The following is a 23,582-nucleotide window of genomic DNA, read 5'->3' on the forward strand; positions in this document are numbered from 1 at the left end:
CGAAAGACTTACAGGCCCCCGTCGACCCCCTCCGCCGCATCGCCCGAGGCTTCCGCAACCCCACCAACTACCGCCTACGCTGCCTGCTCATCGCCGGCGGCCTCACCCCATAAACCCACACCCAGGTCGGAAGAGCCAGATCACCGAGGTCGGCGGGGACCACACCGGTCGCCGCTTCACCTGGGACCTCGTCCTGATCTGCGGCGACCCCAAGACCGCCGGCACCTACTTCGGTGGCTACACCGGCCCGGTCGCCCCGATCGCCTGCCCCGACAACGTGGCCTTCGACAGCCGCGGTGACCTGTGGATCTCCACGGACGGCATGCCGAGCGCCCTGAAGTACGACGACGGCCTGTTCCACGTCGAGCTGGGTGGGCCCGAGCGGGGTCGCGTCACGCAGTTCCTGGCGGTGCCGGCCGAGGCCGAGACCTGCGGCCCGGTCATCCACGACCGCGACGGCTCGGTCTTCGTGGCCGTGCAGCACCCGGGCGAGGACGGCACCTGGGCCGACCAGCACTCGTTCTTCCCCGACTACGTCAAGCAGTCCGGTCGCGGCCGCTTCGCCGGCCCGCGCCCGACCGTCGTGCAGGTGACCCGCATCGGCTGACCGAGAGCCACCTGCTCTGGGCCGTATGCCGTATGCCGACCGCCCGGCGCCCCGTCGGATCCTCGTGATCCGGCGGGGCGCCGTCGTGCGCGGGCGATCCAGCGTTCGCTGAACGGACGGGTGTCCGAGATTCGGACCGCCTCTTTCCTGCCGGCCGGTCGCTCTGTCTACTGTCCTCGGCTCGCGTCGGGACCCGTCCCCCACGAGGCGCCCATCCGACGACGAATGGACCGTCCCATGACCGATCAGCACGGCGACCCGGTCGCCGCCCAGGACCGTGAGCCCCCCGGCGCCCACAGCCCCCGCAAGGCCGCGGCCAGCGGCTTCATCGGCAGCGCCCTGGAGTACTACGACTTCTTCATCTACGCGCAGGCGGCCTCGCTCGTCTTCCCGGAGATCTTCTTCCCCAAGGGCAACCCCACCGTGGCGATCGTCGCGTCCCTGGCGACCTACGGCGTGGGCTACGTCGCCCGGCCCATCGGCGCGTTCTACCTCGGCCGGTGGGGTGACCTGCACGGCCGCAAGAACGTCCTCGTGCTCTGCATGCTCCTCATGGGTGTCTCCACCATGGCGGTCGCGCTCCTGCCGACCTACCAGCAGGTGGGCATCCTCGCCCCGATCCTGCTGGTCGTCCTGCGCCTGGTCCAGGGGTTCGCCGTCGCCGGCGAGATCTCCGGTGCCTCCTCGATGATCGTGGAGCACGCACCCTTCGGCCGCCGCGGCTACTTCGCGTCGTTCACCCTGCAGGGCACGCAGTTCGGCCAGATCCTGGCGGCCGCCGTGTTCCTGCCCCTCGCGGCGGTGATGAGCGAGGGCTCCTTCAACAGCTGGGGCTGGCGCATCCCGTTCCTGATGAGCGCCTTCGTCATCATCGCGGGGTGGTACATCCGGCGCAGCGTCGAGGAGTCGCCGGCCTTCGTGGAGGAGCTGGAGGAGGGGCAGCTGCCCGAGTCGCCCATCGTCGGCGCGTTCCGCCACTCGTTCGCGGACATGGTGCGGGTCATGTGCATGGCGCTGATGAACGTCATCCCCACCGTGGCGACGATCTTCGGGGCGGCGTACGCCGTGCAGAAGTCCTACGGGGTGGGGTTCGACAAGGACGTCTACCTGTGGATCCCGGTCATCGGCAACGTCGTGGCCTGCATCCTGATCCCGTGGGTGGGATCGCTGTCGGACCGCATCGGGCGGCGGCCGCCGATCATCGTGGGCGCCCTCGGCTCGGGGCTGCTGGCCTACTTCTACCTCTCGGCCATCAGCAGCCACAACGTCGTCCTGGCGATCGTGATGTCCATCCTGATGTGGGGGATCGTCTACCAGGGCTACAACGCCACCTTCCCCGCGTTCTACCCCGAGCTGTTCCCCACCAAGACCCGGGTCTCGGCGATGGCGATCGCGCAGAACATCGGCACGATGATCACCGCCTTCTTCCCGGCGCTGTTCGCCGCGATCGCGCCTCCGGGATCCACGGGCATCCCGCTCAAGATCGGCGCCTTCGCCTTCGTCGTGACCTGCATCGCTGCCATCGCGGCGTTCTCGGCGCGCGAGACCTACAACGTCCACCTCGACGACCTGGGTCGGCCGGACGCGCAGCCGATCCCGCGCGAGGAGTACCTCCGCCTGCGCGCCGAGGCCGGAGGCACGCCCCTGTCGTGAGCCGACGCTGAGGTGCGGGTGCCGGAGACGTCGCGAGCCAGGTGCCACCCACCAGGGGTGTGCCCGGGAGGTCGTATGCCGGACGCCGCGGACCGTGCGGGCGGCGTCCGGCACGCGGCCGCTCAGCGAGCGGGCCCGAGCAGCCGCACGGCTCCAGGCCGCACGCGGATCGTGCAGGGCGTGGTCCCCACCCGCTCACCGTCGGCATAGACGGGCACGGGGTCGGGGGTCTCGAGCCGCAGCGAGCGGGCCCGGCGGTGCTGCACGGCGCGCGAGGCGATGGGCCGCCTCAGCAGCGTGGCGACCAGGCTCGCGACGAAGCCGCCCCACGTCCGTGCGTCATAGCTGACGACGTCGAGCAGACCGTCGTCGGCCTCGGCCCCGGGCGCGACCAGGATGCCGCCGCCCTGGCTGCTCGTGATCGCGATCGACACCATCCACGCGTCGACCGGTGTGGCCGCACCGTCGATGACGTGCACGACCCTCGTGGGCCGCACCCGCGGCAGCAGCGCCACGGCCGCGGCGACGTAGATGAGGGGGCCGCGACGATGCACGCGGTTGGCCTGCTCGTTGATGGCGGCGGTGAAGCCCAGCGTCGCGATCGTGAGGAAGACCTGGCCGTCGACGTCCCCCAGGTCGATGGGCCGCTCGGTCCAGGACGCCGTCGCCCGCGCCGCGCGGACCGGGTCCAGGGGGATGCCCAGGTGGCGGCACAGGTCGTTGCCGCTGCCGCCGGGCAGGGGAGCGATGACGGACCCGGACCTCGACGCGCCCGCAGCGGCGGCCCGCAACGTGCCGTCGCCACCCAGCACGACCACCACGTCGTCCGGCCGTGCGGCGGCGGCGATGGCGGTGACGTCCTCCAGGGACCGGCTGGCGACGACGGTGGCGTCGGCATACGGCCCGGGGAGAGCCCGTCGGACCTGCTCGGCGAGGCCGGCCCGTCGCCGAGCTGCCCGGCAGGCCGGGTTGACCAGCAGGGTCACGCTCATGCGGGGGGCCTTCGGGCGGTCGGACGGGTCGGCGTCAGCCTAGTCGTCGCCGCTCGGCAGGTGGGCGAGGAAGTGGGTCACGGCCAGCAGGTCGGCGCACCCCCCGGGGCTGAGCCGACGAGCCGTGAGGTCCGCATCGAGCCGGCAGAGGCGGGTGAGGGCGTCCGGAGCCCGGACCCCACCGGTCTCGAGGAGCTCATGAGCGCTGCGCTGGACGTGCCGCAGCCCGTCGAGGGAGCCGTCCTTGACGAGGGTGGTGTCGTCGGTCGTCGCCAGCAGCACCAGCAGCGCCTGCAGCAGCGCCGCCCGCTGATCGCCCCGGTCCTCGAGGACCGCCCGGTAGGCCGGGAGGGCACGCAGGCGGACGGACGCGTAGCCGCTCGCCGCCTCACCCCGCGCACCCGCGAGCCGGTGCTGCACGAAGGCGACCTCGCCATAGGTGCCGGGCCGGTCCACCGAGGGCAGCTCGACCTCGACGAGGGGGCGCGCCATCCGGCCGGCGAGGGCCGTGAGGGTGTGGACGGTGACGGGGAGCCCGCCCGCCGCCAGCCGGCCGGCGCAGCCCAGCAGCAGACCGAAGGCGAAGACGGCTCCCTTGTGCGTGTTGACCCCACGGGTGGCCGCGAACATCGCGTCCTCGCAGCCCATGCCGGGGCGCCGGAGCCGCTCGAGGAAGCGGGCCGGCCCGTCGCGGTGGCCCGCGCGACCGGTCTCGTGCAGGACCGGGAACCACGGCGAGATCGCGTCGATGCTCGCCCGGAAGGTCTCGACGTCCATGTCGTCGTGCGACGCGCACGACGTGGGGTCGACGAGACCGGGCTTGGGGCTCAGCTCCACCTCGGCCAGCAGGGCCTCCGTCGCGAGCCGGGAGAGGCGACGGGCCTGGTCGCGGTCGTGCAGGGCGGTCACCGTGGCCTCCTGGGAGCTCATGGAGGTCGGGATCTGCTCAGCGGTGGGCAGCACGGAGCGCCTCCACCGCGGTGGTCAGGTCGGCCAGGTCGTGGGCCCGGGAGCGCGCGCAGGCGTGGGCCGGCTCCGCGCAGACCAGGCAGCGTCGAGGCGCCCGGCCCAGGGAGGTGCGCGAGACGGTCCGCTCGCCGTCGTGGACGTCGAGGTCCCACAGCCGCCCGCCGGGGCACGAGTCCTCCAGCCCGACCAGCACCCGCTTGACGGTGGTGGCGTCACCGGTCGGGACGTCCAGGACCAGGTGCGCCTCGGGCCCGGCGGCGCCGTCGCGCTCCTCGCGGTCGAGCACCGGCCAGCCCAGCTCGGCGGCCTGTCCCCGCAGCGCCGTGACCGCCCGGTCCCTGATCCGCACCAGGGTGGGCGAGCTCTTGACCGGTCCTGGCGTGACGAGCGTGACGCCGACGACCACCGACCCCGGGTGGCGTCCCTGGAGGGAGCGACGCCGACGGACCCGGTCGTCGCGGGCGGCGAGCAGCTGCGCCGGGGTGGTCGTGGTCACGGCGCGAGCACCTGCCGCACGACGTCGATGACGCTCCCGTCGCGGTAGCGCACGACCCCGACCACCTGGTCACCGCGCTCGATCGGACGGGGCACACCGGTGATCGACACGGCCCGTTCGTAGAGCTGGTGGATGGTCGTCACGGGCAGGCCCGCAGCTCGGAGCCGTTCCTCGACGTCTGGGCGCGCCGGGTTGACCGCGATGCCGTGGTCGGTGACGAGCACGCCGATCGTCTCCCCGGGGGTCACCCTCGTGGTGACCTTGTCGACCACCACGGGGATGCGAGACCGGATCAGGGGCGCGACGACGACGGCGAGGTTGGCACCGGCCGCCACGTCGCAATGCCCGCCGCTCGCACCCATCATGAGTCCGTCGGACCCGGTGATGACGTTGACGTCGAAGTCGAGGTCGATCTCGAGGGCCGAGAGGATGACCACGTCCAGCCCGTCGGAGCAGGCGCCCTTGGAGAACGGGTTGGCGTACTCGTTGGCGCTGATCTCCCGGTGGTCGGGGTTCTCGGCGAGCGACTGGGCCGCGACCGTGTCGAAGTCCTGCACGTCCAGGATGCGCCGCACCAGACCCTGGCGGTGCAGGTCGACCATGCCACCCGTGATGCCACCGAGGGCCCACCCCGCGCTGATCCCCTGGTGGCGCATGCGAGGTCCGAGGAACTGCGTCACCGCGGTGGCACTCGCGCCCGAGCCGGTCTGCATCGAGAAGCCGTCCTCGAAGCACCCCGAGTGCTCGATGACGTCCGCGGCGAGGCGGGCGATGAGCAGTTCCTTGGGGTCCTTGGTGAGGCGCGCGGCCCCCACCGAGATCTTGGACGGGTCGCCCACCTCGTCGACCACCACGACGTGGTCGACCCGGTCCTGGCTGATGCTCACCGGGGTGTTGGGATAGGGGACGATCTCCTCCGTGAGCATGACGACCTTGTCGGCGTGCTCGGCATCGACCATCGCGTAGCCCAGCGACCCGCAGTGCGACCGCCCGGTGACGCCGTTGGCGTTGCCCATGGCGTCGCACGCCGACACCCCCAGGAAGGCCACGTCGAGGTGCAGCTCGCCGGACGTCACGAGAGCGGCCCGTCCGCCGTGGCTGTGGATCATGACCGGGTGCTCCAGCAGCCCCCCGCTGATGCGCCGGGCGAGCTCGCCGCGCATGCCCGACGTGTAGATCCGGGTGATGACGCCGTCCTGCACGTGCCGCACCAGGGGCGCGTGGCAGCGGTTGAGCGAGCTGGAGGCCAGGGTCAGGTCCCGCAGGCCCATCCGGGCGATGGTGTCGACCACGAGGTTGATGCTCTTGTCGCCCTCGCGGAAGTGGTGGTGGAAGGAGATGGTCATGCCGTCGCGCAGCCCGCTGGCCTCGATGGCCTCCTCCAGGCTGCGGCGGACCTTGCGGCCCAGGGGGTCGGTCGCCATGAGGTGGGGCGTCGTGCGGGCCCATCCGGCATACGGCCGCAGTCCCTGGCCAAAGGCCGCGAGGTCGGGCAGGTCATCGGGCGCAGGGTGGGTGACGGGCAGGTCGGTGGCGGTCATGCGTGACGCTCCTGGCGACGGACGCCCGAGGCGTCGGCGAAGGCGATGGTGCGGCGGGCGGCGACGATGATCGGGGCGTCGATCATCTTGCCGCCGAGGGAGACGACGCCGAGGCCGTCGCGCTCGGCCTTCTCGGCCGCCGCGACGACGACCTGGGCGTGGGCCAGCTCGTCCTCGGTGGGGGCGAAGGCCTCGTGCAGCAGGGGGACCTGTCGCGGGTTGACGAGGGACTTGCCGTTGAACCCGAGCCGCTTGATCAGCTCGACCTCGGCGAGGAAGCCCTCCTCGTCGTTGACGTCCGACCACACCACGTCGTAGGCCGCGATGCCCGCCACCCGAGCGGCGTGCAGGACGGCGCACCGGGCGTAGAACAGCTCGGTCCCCTCGCGGCTCCGCGTCGTCTGCAGATCGATGACGTAGTCGAAGCCGGCCAGGGCGATGGACACCATCCGCGGGCTCGCCTGGGCGATCTCGACGGCGTTGACCACCCCGCTCGCCGACTCGATCGCCGCCATGAGCCGGGTGGAGCCGACCTCGCGCCCGCAGTCCCGCTCGACGTCCTCCACCTCGTGCTCGAGCTCGCGGATGTCGTCGGCGGAGTCGGTCTTGGGGAGCCGGATCGTCCGGGCGCCGGCGCGCACGCACGCCTCGAGGTCGTCGCGGCCGTAGGGCGTGTCCAAGGGGTTGATGCGGACGACCGTGTCGGTGCCCGCGTAGACCGGGGACTGCAGCGCGTGGAAGACCATGAGCCGCGCCGAGTCCTTCTCGCGGAGGGCGACGGCGTCCTCGAGGTCGAACATGATGGCGTCCGCGCCGTAGACGTAGGCCGTGCTCATCATCGAGGCATTGGACCCGGGGACGAACAGCATGGAGCGGTGGCGCATGGCCCCGGGATCGCGCATGGTCGCAGCGGTGATCATGCCTGCGCCCCCTCCTCGTCATCGCTGCCGTCAGGTGCACCCTCGGCGGCCTGCAGCGTCGTCCAGTCGAGGGGGACGCCGCAGCCGCGCACCAGCGCGGCCTGCAGCCGCGCCCGGATCGCCCAGTCGAGCGCCCCCTTGTCCTCGATCGTGATGCGACCGGCGGTGACGCCGAGCGCGGACACCACCTCGTCGACCACGGCCCGGATCTGGTGGCCGAACTGCGCCAGCACCGCGCTGCTGACGTCGATCTCCAGCCCGTCCTCCCCGTCCGGCGGGGGAGCGACCCTCACCATCACGTCGCTCGACTCGAGCGTGCCCGCGATGGCGTCCTGGGCGATGCGCATGACGACCTCCTTGTCGTGGTGGCGCGGTCAGCCGACGGCGGCGGGCACGAGCTCGGCCCGGGGGCGGTCGGCCTGCACCTTGGTGGTGAGCAGGGCGAGGGTGGGGGCCGGCACGAGGCCGGCGAGGGCGACGAGGTCCTTGTTGGCCAGGCGACGACGGACCTCCGACGCGGAGATCGCGACGCCGTCCCGCGCCACGCGCGGGATCTCGTGCACGCGCACGGGGTTTGCGGCCAGCGGCTCCGCCTCGAGCCAGCGGTGCATGTCGGCGTTGTAGGCCCGGGTGACGGGGCAGAACGGCTCCGTGCCGACGTAGCGGTCGGTGATGCCGAGGGCCGGCGCGATGTGCCGGCGGAAGATCAGCAGGTCGAGCCCGGTGCCGGCGCGGTCGACGACCCCGGAGTCCTTGAGGAAGTAGCTCGGGAAGGTCGCCCGGCTCACCAGGTAGGCCGACCCGCGGTGCACCATGATCCGGTCCCGCTCCGGCATCTCCTCGACGCCGGCCACCACGAGCCGGTAGCGCTCGTCGAAGGTGAAGCTGCTGGACCGCTCGGCCACGACGAAGACGTGCAACACCTCGCAGTCCGCCACGGCCCGGCTCAGCAGGTGGCGGTGCCCCAGCGTGAACGGGTTGGCGTTGAGCACGACGGCACCCACCTTGTCGCGGTAGCGCCGGAGGTGCGCCAGCTGCTCGCAGTAGGCCGGGAGGCCGCGGGGGGTGTTCTCGAGCAGGGTCACGACACCGGGCACGGTCGCCAGGTGGTGGAAGCCGCACGCCTCGAAGTGGGGCCGGTAGTCCGGCTTGGTGTAGATGAACAGGTGGGTGACGCCCCGGTCGAGGGCCACGTAGGTCATCTCCGTCATCAGCGGCAGCAGCACCTCGCGTCCCTGCAGGGACGGGTCCACGGCCACGCACTTGACGACCTGACCCTCCAGCCCGGCGCAGGCCAGCACCCGGCCGTAGTGCTGGAAGGTCACGAACTCCTCGACGCCGGAGTCGATCTCGAGGTCCTGGCTCGCCAGCAGCGTCCGGATGCGCTCCATCGCGGCGGGGTCCTCACCGGGGTCCACGCAGATGATGTCGAGGTCGTCATCCACGCTCTGGACACTACGGCGTGGGCCCGGCCGCGCCTCCGGCGGGGTGGCCGTATGCCGACCGCCCGGCCCCCCGACCGGTCACCGTGATCGCGCGTGCGCCAGCGCGCGCTGCACGGCGGGGTCGTGCTCGGGGTCGTCCTCGCGCCGGGGGCGGACGAGGTCGGCCAGGACCTTGGCGCCGGCGGCCCACTCGCGGGCCACGCCGTAGGCCCAGGCGTTGCGGTCGGTCCCGGCCAGGGGGCGCTTCACGGACCAGTCGGCGACCCCGACCGCGTCCAGCCCCGCCGCGCCGGCGATCGCCAGGGCCCGCGGCAGGTGGTAGGCCTGGCTCACCAGTGCGATCCGCTCCAGGCCGTAGACGCGTCGCGCCCGCCAGCAGGTGGCGTAGGTGTCCACGCCCTCCCGGTCCTCGACGACGAGGTCGGGGTCGACGCCGTTGTCCTCGAGGTACCGCCGCATCACCCCGGGCTCGTCCGCCCCGGGCAGGTCGGCCCCGGACACGACGATGACCTCGACCCGTCCGAGCCGCAGCAGCTCCAGCGCCCGGTCCAGACGCGCGGCGAGGTAGCGGCTCGGTGTCCCGTCAGGCAGGACGCCCGCCCCCAGCACGACCGCCACCTCGGCCGCGGGCGTGGACCCGGGGGAGTGGATCCGGTCGCGGGCGGCGACGAGGGCCCAGGCCCGGGTCCCGGCGACGGCTGCGGTGGCGGCGGCTGCGCCGAGGAGGGCGGTGAGGGCGCCCCAGCGCAGGGCGGCGGTGGGGGAGACGGCGGGCTTCGGCATACGGCATCCTCCCACCACACTGCCCCTGGGGACGCGACGAGGGCCGCCCTGCACGCGGCAGGACGGCCCTTCGGCGACGGCTCGATCAGATGCTGAAGTACATCTCGAACTCGTAGGGGTGGGGGCGCAGACGCAGCGGCGCCACCTCGTTCTCGGTCTTCCAGTCGATCCAGGTGCGGATCAGGTCCTCGGTGAAGACGTCGCCCTCGAGCAGGAACTCGTGGTCCTCCTCGAGCGCCTTGAGGACCTCCTCGAGGGTGCAGGGGACCTGCTCGATCTGCTCGTGCTCCTCCGGGGGCAGCTCGTAGAGGTCCTTGTCGATCGGCTCCGGGGGCTCGATGCGGTTCTTGATGCCGTCCAGGCCGGCCATCAGCTGCGCGGCGAAGGCGAGGTAGGGGTTGGCCGAGGGGTCCGGGATGCGGAACTCGATGCGCTTGGCCTTGGGGCTCGTGCCCGCGATCGGGATGCGGATGCAGGCCGAGCGGTTGCGGGCGGAGTAGACCAGGTTGACCGGAGCCTCGAAGCCCGGCACCAGACGGTGGTAGGAGTTGGCGCTCGGGTTGGTGAACGCCAGCAGCGCCGGGGCGTGCTTGAGCAGGCCGCCGATGTACCAGCGAGCGATGTCGGACAGGCCGCCGTAGCCCTGCTCGTCGTAGAAGAGCGGCTTGCCGTCCTTCCACAGGGACTGGTGCGTGTGCATGCCGGACCCGTTGTCGCCGAAGATCGGCTTGGGCATGAAGGTCGCGGTCTTGCCCTCCTCCCACACGGTGTTCTTGACGACGTACTTGAACTTCATGATGTCGTCGCCCGAGTGCAGCAGGGTGTTGAACTTGTAGTTGATCTCCTGCTGGCCGGCGGTGCCCACCTCGTGGTGGGAGCGCTCGACCTCCAGGCCGACGCGGTCCAGGTTGAGGCAGATCTTGTCGCGGGTGTCGGCGAAGTGGTCCACCGGCGGCACCGGGAAGTAGCCACCCTTGAACGCCGTCTTGTAGCCGCGGTTGCCGCCCTCCTCCTCGCGCCCGGAGTTCCAGGCCGCCTCGATAGAGTCGATCGAGTAGAAGGAGGTCTGCGCGTTGTTGGCGTAGCGCACGTCGTCGAAGACGTAGAACTCCGCCTCGGCGCCGAAGAACGCGGTGTCGGCGATGCCCGTGGACTTGAGGTAGGTCTCGGCCTTGAGCGCGATGTTGCGCGGGTCGCGGCTGTAGGGCTCGTCCGTGAACGGGTCCACGATCGAGAAGTTCATGATCAGGGTCTTCTCGACGCGGAAGGGGTCGAGATAGGCCGTCTTGACGTCCGGCAGCAGCTTCATGTCGGACTCGTGGATCGCCTGGAACCCGCGGATCGAGGACCCGTCGAAGGCCTGGCCCTCCGTGAAGAAGTCCTCGTCGAGCGTCTGGGCCGGCACGTTGAAGTGCTGCATCACGCCCGGCAGGTCACAGAACCGGATGTCGACGAACTTGACGTCCTCGTCCTTGATGAAAGTCAGGACCTCTTCAGGGGTGCTGAACACATCGTCCTCCTGTGTGTCGTCGGCCCGACTGGCCGACCTGTTGCCCACCAACGTACGGGCAGGCCGTTACCCGACCATGACTCCAATGTTTCCCGCGTGTTACACGCTGTCCAGCCGAACCCCGCCCGGCAGGTAGCCTGAGCCGGTGGTGGATCGCAGGGACGTCGGTGGCTGGCTCGAGGGACCGGGTCAGCTGACCCAGCAGGGCGCGTATGCCGGGGAGCGCCTCGGCCTCCCCGCGTCGGGGCCAGGCGCCATGGCACCGCTCGGACGCCGCGTGCTGGCCCTGCTCGTCGACTGGCTGCTGTGCTGCGCCATCGCCATCGGGTTGTTCCGCATGCCGGTCGGCGCCACCGGACTGGACTCGTTCATCCCGCTCGCCGTGTTCGCCGTCGAGAACGTCCTGCTCGTCGGCACCGCCGGCTGCACGATCGGCCACCGCCTGCTCGGCCTGCACGTCCGCCGCGCCGCCGGAGGGCCGCTGGGCGTCGTGGGCGCCGCGCTGCGGACCCTGCTGCTCCTGCTGGTCATCCCACCCGTGGTGTGGGACGGCGACGGCCGGGGCCTGCACGACAAGGCCGCCGGCAGCGTCATCGTCCGCACCCGCTGACCTGAGCGTCTCTCGTCGCGTCCCGCGTCCAGCGTCTCTGGTTGCGTCCCGCGTCTCTGTTTGCGTCCCGCGTCTCTGGTTGCGTCCTCCGTCTCGTGCTGCAGCACGAGACGGGGGACGGTGGCTGAGACGGGCGCTGGTCGTGCAGACGGGAACTGATCGTGCAGACGGGAACTGATCGTGCAGACGGTTGAGGGCCGCCCCCCGTACCTCGGGACGACCCTCAACCTCCGCATACGTCCTTCGTCAGCGACCTGCCTGACTCGGTCGCTTCCTCGGACTCCGCTACGGCCGAGGGCCCCAGGCTCGTTCCTCGCCCAGGGCCCTCAACCTCCGCATACGTCCTTCGTCAGCGACCTGCCTGACTCGGTCGCTTCCTCGGACTCCGCTACGGCCGAGAGCCGCCCCTCGTACCTCGGGACGACCCGCAACCTCCACATACGTCCTTCGTCAGCGACCTGCCTGACTCGGTCGCTTCCTCGGACTCCGCTACGGCCGAGGGCCCCAGGCTCGTTCCTCGCCCAGGGCCCTCAACCTCCGCATACGTCTCTCGTCAGCGACCGCGCATGCCCTTGCGATCCACGCGCGCCCTCGTCGGGTCCATCCCCGCCGGGACGCCGGCGCCGGCGCGGGCGCCCGTCATGGCCTTCAGGCGCTTGTTGACGACCGCGACCTCCTCCTTGGTCAGCACCGGCTTCAGGCGCTGCACCTTGGAGGCGAGCTTGCGCACGGGCACGACCTCGACGTCACCGGTCTGCCCCTCCGCCTCCGCATCCCCGACCCGCATCAGGTGCACGGGCGAGCCGGACGCGAGGCGCTCGACCTTGCGACGCTCCTCGACCAGGAGCTTCTTGGCGCGGGCCGTCGGACCCTCCGCGACGAGCACGACGCCGGGGCGACCCACAGCGCGATACAGCGTGGCGACGTTGGTGTAGTCCTGCCCCTTGGGCCGCCCGTCCGCGGCGATGGGCTGCTGCTCGATGAACCAGCCGCCGCGGCGGATGGAGGACAGCGCGGCCATGGTCGCACCGGGCTTGCCCTCGATCATCGAGTAGGCACCGCGGTCCGTACGGCGGCTCATCACGATCATCGCGGCCAGCGCGGCGAGCGGGATGCCGAGGAACAGGAAGTACCAGGGGTGCCCCACCAGGAAGCCGATGGCCACCATGACGAGCAGGGTCAGCAGCGCCGCGCCGACCATCCACTGCGTGATCTTGGGATCCACCTGCTTGGCGAAGCCGTACGCCTGCTTCATCTGAGCGATGCGCCCGGGCTTGTTGGGGTCCTTGGGCTGCTTGGGCGCCTTGTTGCGCCCGAACCGGGACGCCTTCGTGCTGCCGGATGCTTCTCGTGCCATGGGGCGGATCTTACCGTTCTATGGGGGTTGGCTCGGGGGACGTCAGCGCTGCGCGAGCAGCGAGGACGCCTCCTGGCGAGTGGTCTGGTCGGCGGCGTCGGAGAGGTGCGACAGGTGCTCGGGCAGCGGACGGCCGAACTCCCGCATGGCCTGGCTGTAGAGCTTGCCCGACCGGTAGGACGAGCGCACCAGGGGGCCGGCCATGACGGCCCTCATCCCGCGGTCGAGGGCCAGGTCGCGCCAGTGCACGAACTCCTCGGGCTTGACCCAGCGGTCGATGGGGTGGTGCAGCTTGGACGGCCGGAGGTACTGCGTGATGGTCAGGACGTGGCAGCCCGCGTCGACCAGGTCTGCGATGGCCTGCTCGATCTCCTGCTCCTGCTCACCCATGCCGAGGATGAGGTTGGACTTGGTGATGAGGCCGGCGTCCTGGGCCATGGAAAGAACCCGCAGCGACTTGTCGAAGGTGAACGCCGGGCGGATGCGCTTGAAGATGCGCGGGACGGTCTCGAGGTTGTGCGCGAACACCTCGGGGCGGGCGTCGAAGACCTGGCCGACCAGCTCGGGCTTGGCGCCGAAGTCCGGCGGCAGGATCTCGACCCCGGTCGTGGGGTTGAGCCGGTGGATCTCGCGGATCGTCTCGGCATACAGCCAGGCCGCCCCGTCGGGCTGGTCGTCCCGTGCGACGCCGGTCACGGTCGCGTAGCGCAGCTGCATGGTCGCGATGTTCTGCGCGACCTTGGTCGGCTCGCCGCGGTCCAGCTCGGTGGGGCGCCCGGTCGCGATGTCGCAGAAGTCGCAGCGGCGGGTGCACACGTCACCGCCGATGAGGAAGGTCGCCTCGCGGTCCTCCCAGCACTCGAAGATGTTGGGGCAGGACGCCTCCTGGCACACCGTGTGCAGGCCCTGGCCCTTCACGCGCGACTGCATCTGGGAGTACTCGGGCCCCATCTTGGCCGTCGTTCGGATCCAGCTCGGCTTGCGCTCGATGGGGGTCTCCGCGTTGCGCGCCTCGACGCGCAACATGCGACGACCCTCCGGTGCGACGGTCATGGTGCTCCTAGCGATCGTGTGCGTCAGGCCGTATGCCGACCCCTAGCAACCGGCCGCGTCCGGGGTGCGGGGGCGACCGTTCCCACAGGGTACGCCGCGCCACGGACACACCCCCAATGCAGCGGTGCCGGCACGGCGGGGTCCGGATGTGCGAGCGCTGCACCAGGGCTACCGTGAACGCATGCCGACCCCACCCGCAGACCCGCAGACCAAGCTCGTCGAGGCGTTCTGGACCGAGGCTCGGGTGCGCTCCGGCCTCGCCGGGGAGGAGATCTATCAGGGGGTCTCCTCGTCCGCGGTCCTGCGCCCGCCCGCCTGGTCCTTCGGGGACACCCGTGAGATGGCCGACGAGCTGTGCGCGCTGGTCCTGTCCGGCCGCAAGACCACGACGTCGTCACCGGCCTGGGCCTACGACGCTGACGCTGAAGCCGGCGAGCCGATGCCCGAGGCGGGGTCCGTGACCATCCTGTGCGACGGTTCCGGCGCGCCGCGGGCGCTGCTGCGCACCACGCGCGTGCGCGTCGTGCCCTTCGACGAGGTGGAGGCGGCTCATGCCTGGGCCGAGGGCGAAGGTGACGGGAGCCTTGACGGCTGGCGCGCGGGTCACCAGGACTTCTTCACCCGTGTCGACGACGGTAGTCACCCGTTCGCGGCGGACATGCCGGTCGTCCTCGAGGAGTTCGAGGTGCTCGCCCGCGCGTAGGCGGGCGCGTCGTCAGTGCAGGAGCTCGGGCAGCGGCGTCGTGCCGGTGACCGTGCCACGCTGGCGGGCCGCCTCGACCGCCTGGGCGGTCGTCATGTCGAACACGCGGGCGAGGTGCCGCTCGGCGAGGGGCAGGACCTCCTGCACGGTGACGTCCCGGTCGAGCTCGCGGGACAACGAGGTGACCCCGGCGTCGGCGATGCCGCACGGCACGATCACCTGCGCCCAGGACAGGTCGCAGTCCGCGTTGAGCGCGAAGCCGTGCATCGTCACGTCCCGGCTGACCCGGATCCCGATCGCCCCGATCTTGCGGTCGCCACCACGATCGTCGGCCATGACCCAGACGCCGCTGCGCCCGGTGACGCGGGCGGTCTCGACGCCGAGGTCGGCGCAGACCCCCATCATCATGTCCTCGAGGCGGCGCACGTGCGCCACGACGTCGCGGTTGCTGGGCAGGTGGACGATCGGGTAGCCGACCAGCTGCCCGGGGCCGTGCCAGGTGATCTTGCCTCCCCGGTCGACGTCGATGACCGGGGTGCCGTCGAACGGCCGCTCGTGCGGCTCGGTGCGCTTGCCCGCGGTGTAGACCCGCCGGTGCTCCAGCAGGAGCGTCGTGTCGGGGATCGCGCGGGCCACGACCTGCGCGTGGACCTCCCGCTGGTGGTCCCAGGCCTGCTGGTAGTCGACCAGGTCCGGCGCGAAGCCCAGGTGCTCGAAACGCATGCCCCCACGATACGACCGCGTGACGACTCCTTCGTCCACAGGCGTTGAACGTTCACAACCCCGCCTGTGGATGACGGCCGGGGTGGTCGTCCGGGAGGAGGCAAGGTGTGGGTCGAGGGGGACGGACCTCTTCGTGGCAGGCAGGAGGGCTCCCATGGCCAGGCCCGCAGTTCCCGGGTATGACGTCCAGGGCGTCCTCGGGGGCGGCGCCGCGAGCGTGGTGTGGCGCGGCGAACGCCTCTCCGACGGACGTGCGGTTGCGCTCAAGGTGTCGCGCGAGCCCCTGCGACCCGACGACCCCTGGCAGGTCAAGGGGTGGTCGACGGCACCGCGGGACGCGGAGAGCGTCCTGGCCGAGCTGGAGTGGCTGAGGCAGGTCCACCATCCCGGCGTCGTCGAGCTCCTCGACGCGATGGTCCTGGAGGACCAGCGGATCGTCGTGGTGCTGACGCTGGCGGAGGGCGGCTCCCTGTCCGACCTTGTCCGTTCACGCGGCCACCTCACCCCCGCGGAGGTGACGGCGGTGCTGCTGGGTCTCGCCACGACGATCCGAGACCTGCACGCCGCCCGCCTGGTCCACGGCGACCTGTCACCCGGCAACGTGCTGCTCGACGCGACCGGGAAGCCGCTCGTGGGCGACCTCGGGACCCTCAGCGCCTTCGACGAGGCGGTCGACGATCCGTGGGGGACGACCGGATTCGTCGCACCGGACATCGTGGCCGGTGGCGAGCCTGCGCCGTCCTCCGACGTGTACTCGCTGGGCGCCCTCGCGTGGTACGCCCTCGTCGGTGAGGCCCGCCCCGCGGCCACGGACCCGCGCGAGCTCGATGCCCGGGTCCCCGGCACGCCCGCCGGGCTGCTGGACGTCGTGCGGGCCTGCCTGTCCCCACGCCCAGGTGACCGACCAGAGGTGGCGGAGCTGGTCGAGTCCCTGACCGCGCTCGTGTCGTCCCCGGTGGAGGTCAGCCCGGTCGACCGCCCCGAGGACGTCACCCGGCGGGTTCGGGAGCAGGCCGCCGAGCAGGAGCGGGCCCTCACCCGTGCCAGGGTGCGAGCCGCGCACCTCGAGGAGGCCCGACGCAAGGCAGCACGGCCGCGACTGCTCTCCCGACGAGCGCTGGCCCTGTCGATCGCGGTCGGGTTGGTGCTCGGCGTCCTCGGCGGTCGCTGGTGGCTGGACCGACGAGACGCGCACGCGGCCGCCGCATCTCGCCCCGTCGCGGCTGCGACGCAACGCCCGTCGGGCACCCCTGCGTCAGCCTCCACACCTGCCCGTCCCGCCCAAGCCGCCGCTGCACCTGGCCGCTCGGACCCCGTCACCACGGCTGCCGCGACCTCGGGCCCCACCACGCGCCCCGCCAGCACTGGCCCGGCGCCCACCAGCCCGGCGCCCACCAGCCCGTCGATCGCGAGCCCGCCGGCCGCGAGCCAGTCGACCGCCAGCCCGCCGGCCGCGAGCCAGTCGACCGCCAGCCCGTTGGCGGGCACGTCGGCCGCACCCCCCGCCGGGGGCGCCTCCTCGCGGGCGTCCGGACCATCGGGGGCCGTCTCGACCGATCCCCGGGCCGTGCTCCAGGACCTTCTCGATGCGCGCGCCTCAGCGCTCATGGCCCGTGACGTCGGGGCGCTCCGATCGGCCGACGCCGACGGGTCGTGGGCCCGCCGGAACGACGAGACGGCCGTCGCGGAGCTGCGACGACGGGGCCAGACGCAGCGGGGCGTCCGGTTCGTCGTGGAGCAGGCACGAACCGTCCGCATCGACGGGGGAGCGGCGACCGTGCGGGCCTCCGTCCGGCTGGACGACTACACCTGGACCGAGCCCGGGTCGCCGACGCGGACGGCGTCAGGTCATGCGGCTACTGCCGCGGACTACCACCTGCGCAGGACGAGGGAGGGCTGGCGGCTCGACGGCATCGCCGAGGCACCCGCCGTCGTGGGCCGGTGAACCCGTGAGCCTTGCGGGCTCACGGCTAGCTCAGGGGAACGGGCCTACGGTGGAGACGTCGGGACCAACGACCGTCGGGGGAGATCATGAGAGTCGCACGCGCACTGCTGTTCCTGGCCGTAGGAGCCCTGGTCTGGGCGATCTGGCTGTCCTGGGGGTTCGACGGCACCTATCCCGCCTGGCAGGTGGCCGCCTGCGGGATCACGGCGGTCGCGGCGACCGCGCTGGGGGCCTGGCGCCTCGGTCCGGTTCCGGCCGTCCTGGAGGTCGCCCTGCCCATGGCGGTCGGCCTCACGGGCGCCTGGACCCTGTGGGCGCGGGCCGACGAGACGGGGCTCTACGCCGTGGGCGCGATCCTCATGGCCCTCGGCACGGGCGTCGGGTTGTCCGCCGTGGCGGCGATCGCCTCGATCGTCGGGCGACGCAGCGGGGTCGGCAGTCACGCTCGAGGCTGAGGGCTGAGGGCTGAGGGCTGAGGGCTGAGGGCTGAGGGCTGAGGGCAGAGGGCAGAGGGCAGAGGGCAGAGGGCAGAGGGCAGAGGGCAGAGGGCTGAGGGCAGATCCTGAGGCGCCTGGGTCAGGCGCGGACCGTGAGGTCGTGCCAAGGACTCGCCACCTGGCGCACGGCATCCTCGACCCGGGCGTGGCGCCATACGAAGCCGGTCTGCTCGAGCACCCCTGGTCGGATCAGCTGGCTGCCGAGGATGTCGTCGGCCAGCTCGCCCAGCGCGAGCCGCAAGGCCGTCGCGGGCGCGGGGACGAACGCAGGACGGCCGAGGGCACGAGCCAGGGCCATCGCGATCTCGCCCTGCCGGGCGCTGCCCGGGGCGACGAGGTTGACCGGACCATGGACCCCGGTGTCGATCAGGTGCAGGAGCGCCCGCACCTCGTCCTCCATCGAGATCCACGGCCACCACTGGCGCCCGCTGCCGATGGGTCCCCCGAGCCCGAGGCGAGCCAGGGGGAGGAGCGGGCCGAGGGCACCGCCCTCGGCCGACAGGACCAGACCGGTGCGGGCGAGCGTGACCCGACGACCGTTCGTCTGCGCCGCGCAGGCCTCGAGCTCCCAGGCCTTGACGACCTCGGCCAGGAACGTGTGGCCCGGGGCGCTCGCCTCGGTCAGCTCCTCCTCGCCGCGGTCGCTGCCATAGATCCCGACCGCGGAGGCGTTGATGAGCGGCACCTGGTCGCCGAGACGGTCGAGGTGCCGCACGAGCGTCCGCGTGGTGCTCGTGCGGCTGGTGAGGAGCTCTCGCTTGTAGCGCGAGGTCCAGCGCCGCGCGACCGGGGCACCCGACAGGTTGACCACGGCATCGACGGGCTCGACCCCGTCGAGGTCTATGTGCCCGGCCGTCGGGTCCCATCGGATCTCGTCGGCGCTCGACGGCGGTCGGCGCACCAGCCGGATCACCTGGTCGCCACGGGCGGCCAGGGCGGTGCGCAGCTCGGTGCCGATCAGGCCGCTGGCGCCGCTGACCAGGATTCGTCGTGCCACGGGGTGCCTCCCAGGTGTCAGGTGCAGAGATGGCTGCGGGCCGTGACCACCGGTGGTGATCACGGCCCGCAGACAGGGTGGGTCAGAGCCCGAGCGAGGACTCGAACCGGCCTTCCTCCAGGCGCGCCTTGAGCGCCGAGAGGAACTTGCCGGCGAGCGCACCGTCGACCGCGCGGTGGTCGTAGGTGAGCACGAGGTACATCATCGAGCGGATCGCGATCGCGTCGTTGCCCTCGGCGTCGGTGACGACGGCGGGCCGCTTGACGATGGCGCCCGTGCCGAGGATGCCGACGTTGGGCTGGTTGATGATCGGCGTGTCGAGCAGCGAGCCGTTGCTGCCGATGTTGGTGATCGTGAAGGTCGCGCCACCCAGCTCGTCCGGCCCGACCTTGTTGGTGCGGGTGCGGTCGGCCAGGTCGGCGATCTTGCGGGACAGCCCGGCGATGTTGAGGTCACCGGCGTCCTTGATCACCGGCACGAGCAGGCCACGCTCGGTGTCGACCGCAATGCCCACGTGCTCGGCGCCGTGGTAGACGAGGCTGTCGCCGTCGATGCTGGAGTTGAGCTGCGGGAAGGCCTTGAGGGCCTCGATCGCGGCCAACGTGATGAACGGCAGGTAGGTGAGCTTGACGCCCTCGCGCTGCTGGAACTCACCCTTGGCGCGGGCCCGCAGGGACACGACGCGGGTCATGTCCACCTCGATGGCGGCCGTGAGCTGCGCCGAGACGGACAGGGACTCGACCATGCGCTGGGCGATGACCTTGCGCAGGCGCGGCATCTTCTCCGTCGTGCCACGCTTGGCGGCCGACGCGGGGTCGGCGGTCGGCACGGCGGTCGGAGCGCCACCACCGGCCGCGGGGGCCGGGGCTGCTGCCGGCGCGGCGGCCGCAGCGGGGGCAGCCGCCTCCGGCTCGGAGGCCTTCTTGGCGGCGTCGAGGACGTCCTGCTTGCGGATGCGGCCACCCACGCCCGTGCCCTTGAGGCTGGACAGGTCGACGCCGTTGTCGGCGGCGAGCTTGCGGACCAGCGGGGTCACGTATGCCGAGGCGTCGGCGTCACCCTGGGACTCGGCGCGAGGCGCCGCGGCCTTGGGCTCGGACGACTGCTGCTGGGGGGCGTCCTGCTTCGGCTGCTCCTTGGGCTTCTCCTCGGCCTTCGGCTCCTCCTTGGGGGCCTCTTCCTTGGGAGCCTCTTCCTTGGGAGCCTCTTCCTTGGGAGCCTCTTCCTTCGGAGCCTCTCCCTTCGGGGCGTCCTCCTTGGGCGACTGGCCCTCGGAGCCATCCCCGTCAGAGGAGTCGCCGCCGGAGGCCTCGCCACCGACGATCGCCAGCTCGGCGCCGACCTCGGCGGTCTCGTCCTCCTGGACGAGGATCTTGGTGAGCTTGCCCGCGAACGGGGAGGGGATCTCGGTGTCGACCTTGTCGGTGGACACCTCGAGGAGCGGCTCGTCGACCTCGACGTCGTCGCCCTCGGCCTTGAGCCACCGGGTGATGGTGCCCTCGGTGACGGACTCGCCGAGCGCGGGCATGGTGACCTTGTCGCCACCGGAGACGGATCCGCCGGAGCCGGAGCCCGACGTGTCGCCGGAGTCGCTCTCGTCGGCCGGCTCCTCCTGCTCGGTGGAGGGAGCGGCCTGGGTGGTCTCCTCGACCGTCTCCTCCGTCTCGGGCTGCGAGGACTCGGAGTCCTTGGCCTCCTCGGCGGCGGACTGGTCCTCGTCGCCGGAGTCGTCCTTGGCGGGGGCGTCGCCGTCACCGATCACGGCGAGGTCTGCACCGACCTCGACCGTCTCGTCCTCCTCCACCAGGATCTCCTGGAGGGTGCCCGCGGCGGGGGAGGGGATCTCGGTGTCGACCTTGTCGGTCGAGACCTCGAGCAAGGGCTCGTCAACCTCGACCGAGTCACCCACGGACTTGAGCCAGCGGGTCACGGTGCCCTCGGTCACCGACTCGCCAAGTGCGGGCATCGTCACGCGTTCAGACATGTGTGAGGTTCTCCTTCGGTGAGCCGTTGACGTTCGAGAGCCACCCTACTGCGACAAGGCGCTAGGAGTGCGCGTGGAGCGGCTTGCCCGCGAGAGCGAGGTGAGCCTCCCCGAGCGCCTCGTTCTGGGTGGGGTGGGCGTGGACCAGCGAGGCCACGTCCTCGGGCAGTGCCTCCCAGCCGTAGATCAGCTGGGCCTCGCCGACCTGCTCGCCCATGCGGGCGCCGATCATGTGCAGTCCGACGACCGGCCCGTCCTTGCGTCGGACGAGCTTGACGAAGCCCTGCGTCCCGAGGATCTGGGACCTACCGTTGCCGCCGAGGTTGTACTCGTAGGCCTCGACCTCCCCGAAGGCCTCCTCGGCCTGCTCCTGGGTGTAGCCCACCGACGCGATCTCGGGGTCGCAGTAGGTGACGCGGGGGATGCCCCGCTCGTCGATGCGCGCCGGCTCGAGCCCGGCGATGGCCTCGGCGACGTAGATGCCCTGGGCGAACCCGCGGTGCGCCAGCTGCAGCCCGGGCACGATGTCGCCGACGGCCCAGACGCCCTCGACGGACGTGCGGCAGTCCTCGGCCAGCACGTAGCCGCGGTCCGTCGCCACGCCGATCTGCTCGTAGCCGAGGCCGTCGGTGACGGGGCCCCGGCCGACGGCCACGAGCAGCAGCTCTGCCTCCAGCTGGTCGCCACCCTCGAGCGTCACGGTCACCTGGGCGTCGTCCTGCGTCGCGGACTCGAAGCGGGCGCCGGTGCGGACCGCGATCTTGCGCTTGCGGAAGGATCGCTCCAGCTGCTTGGAGATCGCCGGGTCCTCGGCCGCGACGAGCCGGGGGAGCGCCTCCACGATCGTCACCTCGGAGCCGAAGCTGCGCAGCGCCGAGGCGAGCTCGACGCCGATGACGCCTCCACCCAGCACGATGGTGCGGGCGGGCACCTCGTCGAGCCGCAGCGCCTGCTCGCTGGTCATGACCCGCCCCCCGATCTCGAGCCCGGGCAGCGTCTTGGCGTAGGACCCCGTCGCGAGCACGAGGTTGCGGCCGGTCAGGCGCCGTCCGTCGACCTCGACCGCGTCCGCCGCGACGACCCGTCCGGTGCCCTCGACATACGTCAGGCCGGCCGCCTTGACCAGGCCCTGGAGACCCTTGTGGAGGCGGTTGACCACGCCGTCCTTGTAGGCGTGGACGGCGGGCAGGTCGATCGACTCGAACGTCGCCCGCACCCCGAACTGAGCGCTCTCGCGGGCGCTGTCGGCCACCTCGGCCGCGTGGAGCAGGGCCTTGGTGGGGATGCAGCCGAGGTGCAGGCAGGTGCCGCCCAGCTTGGACCTCTCGACCAGGGCCACGGACAGGCCCAGCTCCGCGGCGCGCAGCGCGCAGGCGTAGCCCCCGCTGCCCCCTCCGAGGATGACGATGTCGTAGGTGTCCTGCTGCTGGTCAGCCATGGTGCGCTCCCTTGCGTCTCGGCCGTCGTTGGTCGGGATGGCCTCGAGGCGCTCGTGACGCCGCCGCAGCCGCCGTCATCCTCTCACCCACGCGTCTCCAGGGCGCAAGCGGAGTCGCGACTCCCGAGGCCGAGGCCGACGTCGAGGCCGACGCTCAGCCACGCGACGCCAGGGCACGCCAGGGCCCGCAGACCCTCGCGTCCAGGCGACCGTCCCGCGCCTCGGCGTCGAAGAACGCGCGCTTGGCCAGCCCCGCGGTGGACGCACCCTCCACGGGGGCGTCACGTGACGTGCCGTGGAGGCACCAGTAGGCGTAGCTCTCGGCGAAGTCCTCGGTGGGGTGCGTCGCCGCGTAGGCAGACACGAAGGACTCCGGGCCGGTGGCGTGGAAGGCCTGCAGCTCGTCCGCGGAGGGCTGACGGTGGTCGGCATACAGCCTGGAGATGCGGCTGCGCTGCTCGGCCGAGTAGGTGCCGGCGTAGAACGCCACGAGCGGGGTGCCGGCTGCCGCGCAGGTGCCGGCGTTGTCGATCACCCAGGGGCACCGGGGGTCGCGGGAGGGGCGGGTCCGGTCCGGGTAGAGGCTGACCACGTGCCCGACCTCGTGCGCCATGGTGAGGAGCTGCTCCTGCGCTCCGAGGCCGGTGGCGAACGCCAGCCGGTAGCGCGTCGGGTCGCTCGGGTTGGGCTCGAAGAAGCCTGTGCGGATCCCTCCCTGGCGGGAGGGGTCCTGGAGCACCTCGGGCGGGTAGTCGTAGAGCACGACCTGGTCCAGGGCGACGAGATGGGCCGCGGGTATGCCGGACCGCAGGACCTCCCACCGCCACCGGTCGCAACGATCGGCCGGGCCGAGGCCGTCGAGGGGGCTGAGGCGTCCGTCGCGAACGGCGTAGACGCGCTGCAGCCTGGCGCCCTTGCCGAGGCTGGCGGGGTCGGTGCTGTAACCCGTCCGCGCGGGGAGGCGAGGCGGCAGCGCACCCCTCGCCCGCGAGGACACGTCGGTGCAGGACGCCGGCAGCGGCCAGGTCAGCCTGGTGGCGCCCCGCACGTCCTCGGGAGTGGCGGCGCTGCCCGGGTCCACGTGCTTCGGCGCCGCCACGGCCGGCACGACCGGCACCTCGCGCGGGATGTCGGTGCGCGAGCGGAGCACGGCCTGCGGCGCGCGCCGGCCGTCGGCTCGGGCCTGGACCAGCTCCGGCAGCAGACCCCCGGCGAGGGTGCGGAGGCCGGACGCGTCGCGCGCCACGGCAGGCAGGACGACAGGCAGGACCACGGTCAGCACCAGGGCGAGGGCTGCGACGGCCCCGGTCGTCGCCACCGCGCGCAGCCGACCTGCAGGGCGCGGCTGCGAGGCGCGTC

At 72.0% G+C, this 23,582-nt stretch carries 22 protein-coding genes; 6 read left to right on the forward strand and 16 right to left on the reverse strand.

Annotated elements, in window-relative coordinates:
- Positions 1-109 precede the first annotated feature (109 nt).
- Positions 110-607, forward strand: a complete 498-nt coding sequence (locus B4K29_RS00035) for a PhoX family protein (RefSeq protein ID WP_349680234.1) — start codon at positions 110-112, stop codon at positions 605-607.
- A 237-nt stretch (positions 608-844) separates the two neighbouring features.
- Positions 845-2,260 carry an MFS transporter gene (locus tag B4K29_RS00040; protein ID WP_286966130.1) on the forward strand — a complete coding sequence of 472 codons (1,416 nt, stop codon included), beginning with the start codon at positions 845-847 and terminating at the stop codon, positions 2,258-2,260.
- Positions 2,261-2,382: 122 nt separating this feature from the next.
- On the opposite strand, the gene B4K29_RS00045 is transcribed toward B4K29_RS00040, so the two are convergent.
- The 9 genes from B4K29_RS00045 to glnA all read right to left on the reverse strand — a co-directional run bounded on the left by B4K29_RS00045 (position 2,383) and on the right by glnA (position 10,916).
- The gene (locus B4K29_RS00045; RefSeq protein WP_286966131.1) at positions 2,383-3,252 is read right to left on the reverse strand and encodes a diacylglycerol/lipid kinase family protein; all 870 of its coding nucleotides are present in this window, start codon (positions 3,250-3,252) and stop codon (positions 2,383-2,385) included.
- A gap of 39 nt (positions 3,253-3,291) precedes the next feature.
- On the reverse strand, positions 3,292-4,215 hold the full coding sequence (citG, locus tag B4K29_RS00050; RefSeq protein WP_286956808.1) for a triphosphoribosyl-dephospho-CoA synthase CitG: 924 nt from the start codon (positions 4,213-4,215) through the stop codon (positions 3,292-3,294).
- Positions 4,199-4,717, reverse strand: coding sequence for a citrate lyase holo-[acyl-carrier protein] synthase (gene citX / locus B4K29_RS00055; protein WP_286956805.1), 519 nt, complete (start codon positions 4,715-4,717; stop codon positions 4,199-4,201). The genes citG and citX overlap by 17 nt, the downstream gene beginning before the upstream one ends.
- Positions 4,714-6,258, reverse strand: a complete 1,545-nt coding sequence (gene citF / locus B4K29_RS00060) for a citrate lyase subunit alpha (RefSeq protein ID WP_286956804.1) — start codon at positions 6,256-6,258, stop codon at positions 4,714-4,716. The genes citX and citF overlap by 4 nt, the downstream gene beginning before the upstream one ends.
- On the reverse strand, positions 6,255-7,178 hold the full coding sequence (gene citE / locus B4K29_RS00065) for a citrate (pro-3S)-lyase subunit beta (RefSeq protein WP_019284702.1): 924 nt from the start codon (positions 7,176-7,178) through the stop codon (positions 6,255-6,257). The genes citF and citE overlap by 4 nt, the downstream gene beginning before the upstream one ends.
- A complete protein-coding gene (gene citD / locus B4K29_RS00070) occupies positions 7,175-7,525 on the reverse strand; it encodes a citrate lyase acyl carrier protein (protein WP_029209920.1) in 351 nt (116 codons plus the stop codon). The genes citE and citD overlap by 4 nt, the downstream gene beginning before the upstream one ends.
- A 27-nt stretch (positions 7,526-7,552) precedes the next feature.
- Positions 7,553-8,623 carry a [citrate (pro-3S)-lyase] ligase gene (gene citC / locus B4K29_RS00075; protein ID WP_286956799.1) on the reverse strand — a complete coding sequence of 357 codons (1,071 nt, stop codon included), beginning with the start codon at positions 8,621-8,623 and terminating at the stop codon, positions 7,553-7,555.
- A gap of 78 nt (positions 8,624-8,701) precedes the next feature.
- Positions 8,702-9,406, reverse strand: coding sequence for a SanA/YdcF family protein (locus B4K29_RS00080; protein WP_029209922.1), 705 nt, complete (start codon positions 9,404-9,406; stop codon positions 8,702-8,704).
- 85 nt (positions 9,407-9,491) lie between these two features.
- On the reverse strand, positions 9,492-10,916 hold the full coding sequence (glnA, locus tag B4K29_RS00085) for a type I glutamate--ammonia ligase (protein ID WP_029209923.1): 1,425 nt from the start codon (positions 10,914-10,916) through the stop codon (positions 9,492-9,494).
- A gap of 145 nt (positions 10,917-11,061) precedes the next feature.
- Between glnA and B4K29_RS00090 the strand changes: the two genes are divergently transcribed.
- The gene (locus B4K29_RS00090) at positions 11,062-11,526 is read left to right on the forward strand and encodes an RDD family protein (RefSeq protein WP_286960499.1); all 465 of its coding nucleotides are present in this window, start codon (positions 11,062-11,064) and stop codon (positions 11,524-11,526) included.
- Between the two features lie 553 nt (positions 11,527-12,079).
- On the opposite strand, the gene B4K29_RS00095 is transcribed toward B4K29_RS00090, so the two are convergent.
- Positions 12,080-12,883 (reverse strand): DUF4191 domain-containing protein, encoded by an 804-nt coding sequence (locus tag B4K29_RS00095; protein ID WP_019284709.1) that lies wholly within the window; start codon positions 12,881-12,883, stop codon positions 12,080-12,082.
- A gap of 42 nt (positions 12,884-12,925) precedes the next feature.
- A complete protein-coding gene (gene lipA, locus B4K29_RS00100) occupies positions 12,926-13,936 on the reverse strand; it encodes a lipoyl synthase (RefSeq protein WP_286966133.1) in 1,011 nt (336 codons plus the stop codon).
- A 181-nt stretch (positions 13,937-14,117) separates the two neighbouring features.
- On the opposite strand from lipA, the gene B4K29_RS00105 reads away from it, so the two are divergent.
- Entirely contained in the window at positions 14,118-14,639 is a 522-nt protein-coding gene (locus B4K29_RS00105; protein WP_286960505.1) for an ASCH domain-containing protein, read from the forward strand.
- Positions 14,640-14,651: 12 nt separating this feature from the next.
- On the opposite strand, the gene lipB is transcribed toward B4K29_RS00105, so the two are convergent.
- A complete protein-coding gene (gene lipB, locus B4K29_RS00110) occupies positions 14,652-15,362 on the reverse strand; it encodes a lipoyl(octanoyl) transferase LipB (protein WP_286966134.1) in 711 nt (236 codons plus the stop codon).
- Positions 15,363-15,516: 154 nt separating this feature from the next.
- Between lipB and B4K29_RS00115 the strand changes: the two genes are divergently transcribed.
- Positions 15,517-17,307, forward strand: a complete 1,791-nt coding sequence (locus tag B4K29_RS00115) for a protein kinase domain-containing protein (protein WP_286966135.1) — start codon at positions 15,517-15,519, stop codon at positions 17,305-17,307.
- Positions 17,308-17,393: 86 nt separating this feature from the next.
- A complete protein-coding gene (locus tag B4K29_RS00120) occupies positions 17,394-17,762 on the forward strand; it encodes a hypothetical protein (protein WP_029209930.1) in 369 nt (122 codons plus the stop codon).
- A 121-nt stretch (positions 17,763-17,883) separates the two neighbouring features.
- On the opposite strand, the gene B4K29_RS00125 is transcribed toward B4K29_RS00120, so the two are convergent.
- The 4 genes from B4K29_RS00125 to B4K29_RS00140 all read right to left on the reverse strand — a co-directional run bounded on the left by B4K29_RS00125 (position 17,884) and on the right by B4K29_RS00140 (position 23,541).
- Entirely contained in the window at positions 17,884-18,801 is a 918-nt protein-coding gene (locus tag B4K29_RS00125) for a TIGR01777 family oxidoreductase (RefSeq protein ID WP_286966136.1), read from the reverse strand.
- Positions 18,802-18,883: 82 nt separating this feature from the next.
- Entirely contained in the window at positions 18,884-20,785 is a 1,902-nt protein-coding gene (gene sucB / locus B4K29_RS00130; protein ID WP_286966138.1) for a 2-oxoglutarate dehydrogenase, E2 component, dihydrolipoamide succinyltransferase, read from the reverse strand.
- A 61-nt stretch (positions 20,786-20,846) separates the two neighbouring features.
- Positions 20,847-22,223, reverse strand: coding sequence for a dihydrolipoyl dehydrogenase (gene lpdA / locus B4K29_RS00135; protein ID WP_019284718.1), 1,377 nt, complete (start codon positions 22,221-22,223; stop codon positions 20,847-20,849).
- Between the two features lie 154 nt (positions 22,224-22,377).
- A complete protein-coding gene (locus B4K29_RS00140; protein WP_286966139.1) occupies positions 22,378-23,541 on the reverse strand; it encodes a putative zinc-binding metallopeptidase in 1,164 nt (387 codons plus the stop codon).
- Positions 23,542-23,582: the final 41 nt, after the last annotated feature.

Origin of the sequence: Arsenicicoccus sp. UBA6765, from assembly GCF_002453335.1 — a bacterium.
Lineage (GTDB): Bacteria > Actinomycetota > Actinomycetes > Actinomycetales > Dermatophilaceae > Arsenicicoccus > Arsenicicoccus bolidensis.

What these genes read in the sequence shown, in the direction of transcription:
- B4K29_RS00040 (WP_286966130.1), top strand. Translation starts at nt 845, where the DNA reads ATGACCGATCAGCACGGCGACCCGGTCGCCGCCCAGGACCGTGAGCCC.
- B4K29_RS00045 (WP_286966131.1), bottom strand. Translation starts at nt 3,252, where the DNA reads ATGAGCGTGACCCTGCTGGTCAACCCGGCCTGCCGGGCAGCTCGGCGA.
- citF (WP_286956804.1), bottom strand. Translation starts at nt 6,258, where the DNA reads ATGACCGCCACCGACCTGCCCGTCACCCACCCTGCGCCCGATGACCTG.
- citE (WP_019284702.1), bottom strand. Translation starts at nt 7,178, where the DNA reads ATGATCACCGCTGCGACCATGCGCGATCCCGGGGCCATGCGCCACCGC.
- citD (WP_029209920.1), bottom strand. Translation starts at nt 7,525, where the DNA reads ATGCGCATCGCCCAGGACGCCATCGCGGGCACGCTCGAGTCGAGCGAC.
- B4K29_RS00080 (WP_029209922.1), bottom strand. Translation starts at nt 9,406, where the DNA reads ATGCCGAAGCCCGCCGTCTCCCCCACCGCCGCCCTGCGCTGGGGCGCC.
- B4K29_RS00095 (WP_019284709.1), bottom strand. Translation starts at nt 12,883, where the DNA reads ATGGCACGAGAAGCATCCGGCAGCACGAAGGCGTCCCGGTTCGGGCGC.
- lipA (WP_286966133.1), bottom strand. Translation starts at nt 13,936, where the DNA reads ATGACCGTCGCACCGGAGGGTCGTCGCATGTTGCGCGTCGAGGCGCGC.
- B4K29_RS00105 (WP_286960505.1), top strand. Translation starts at nt 14,118, where the DNA reads ATGCCGACCCCACCCGCAGACCCGCAGACCAAGCTCGTCGAGGCGTTC.
- lipB (WP_286966134.1), bottom strand. Translation starts at nt 15,362, where the DNA reads ATGCGTTTCGAGCACCTGGGCTTCGCGCCGGACCTGGTCGACTACCAG.
- B4K29_RS00115 (WP_286966135.1), top strand. Translation starts at nt 15,517, where the DNA reads ATGGCCAGGCCCGCAGTTCCCGGGTATGACGTCCAGGGCGTCCTCGGG.
- B4K29_RS00120 (WP_029209930.1), top strand. Translation starts at nt 17,394, where the DNA reads ATGAGAGTCGCACGCGCACTGCTGTTCCTGGCCGTAGGAGCCCTGGTC.
- sucB (WP_286966138.1), bottom strand. Translation starts at nt 20,785, where the DNA reads ATGTCTGAACGCGTGACGATGCCCGCACTTGGCGAGTCGGTGACCGAG.
- lpdA (WP_019284718.1), bottom strand. Translation starts at nt 22,223, where the DNA reads ATGGCTGACCAGCAGCAGGACACCTACGACATCGTCATCCTCGGAGGG.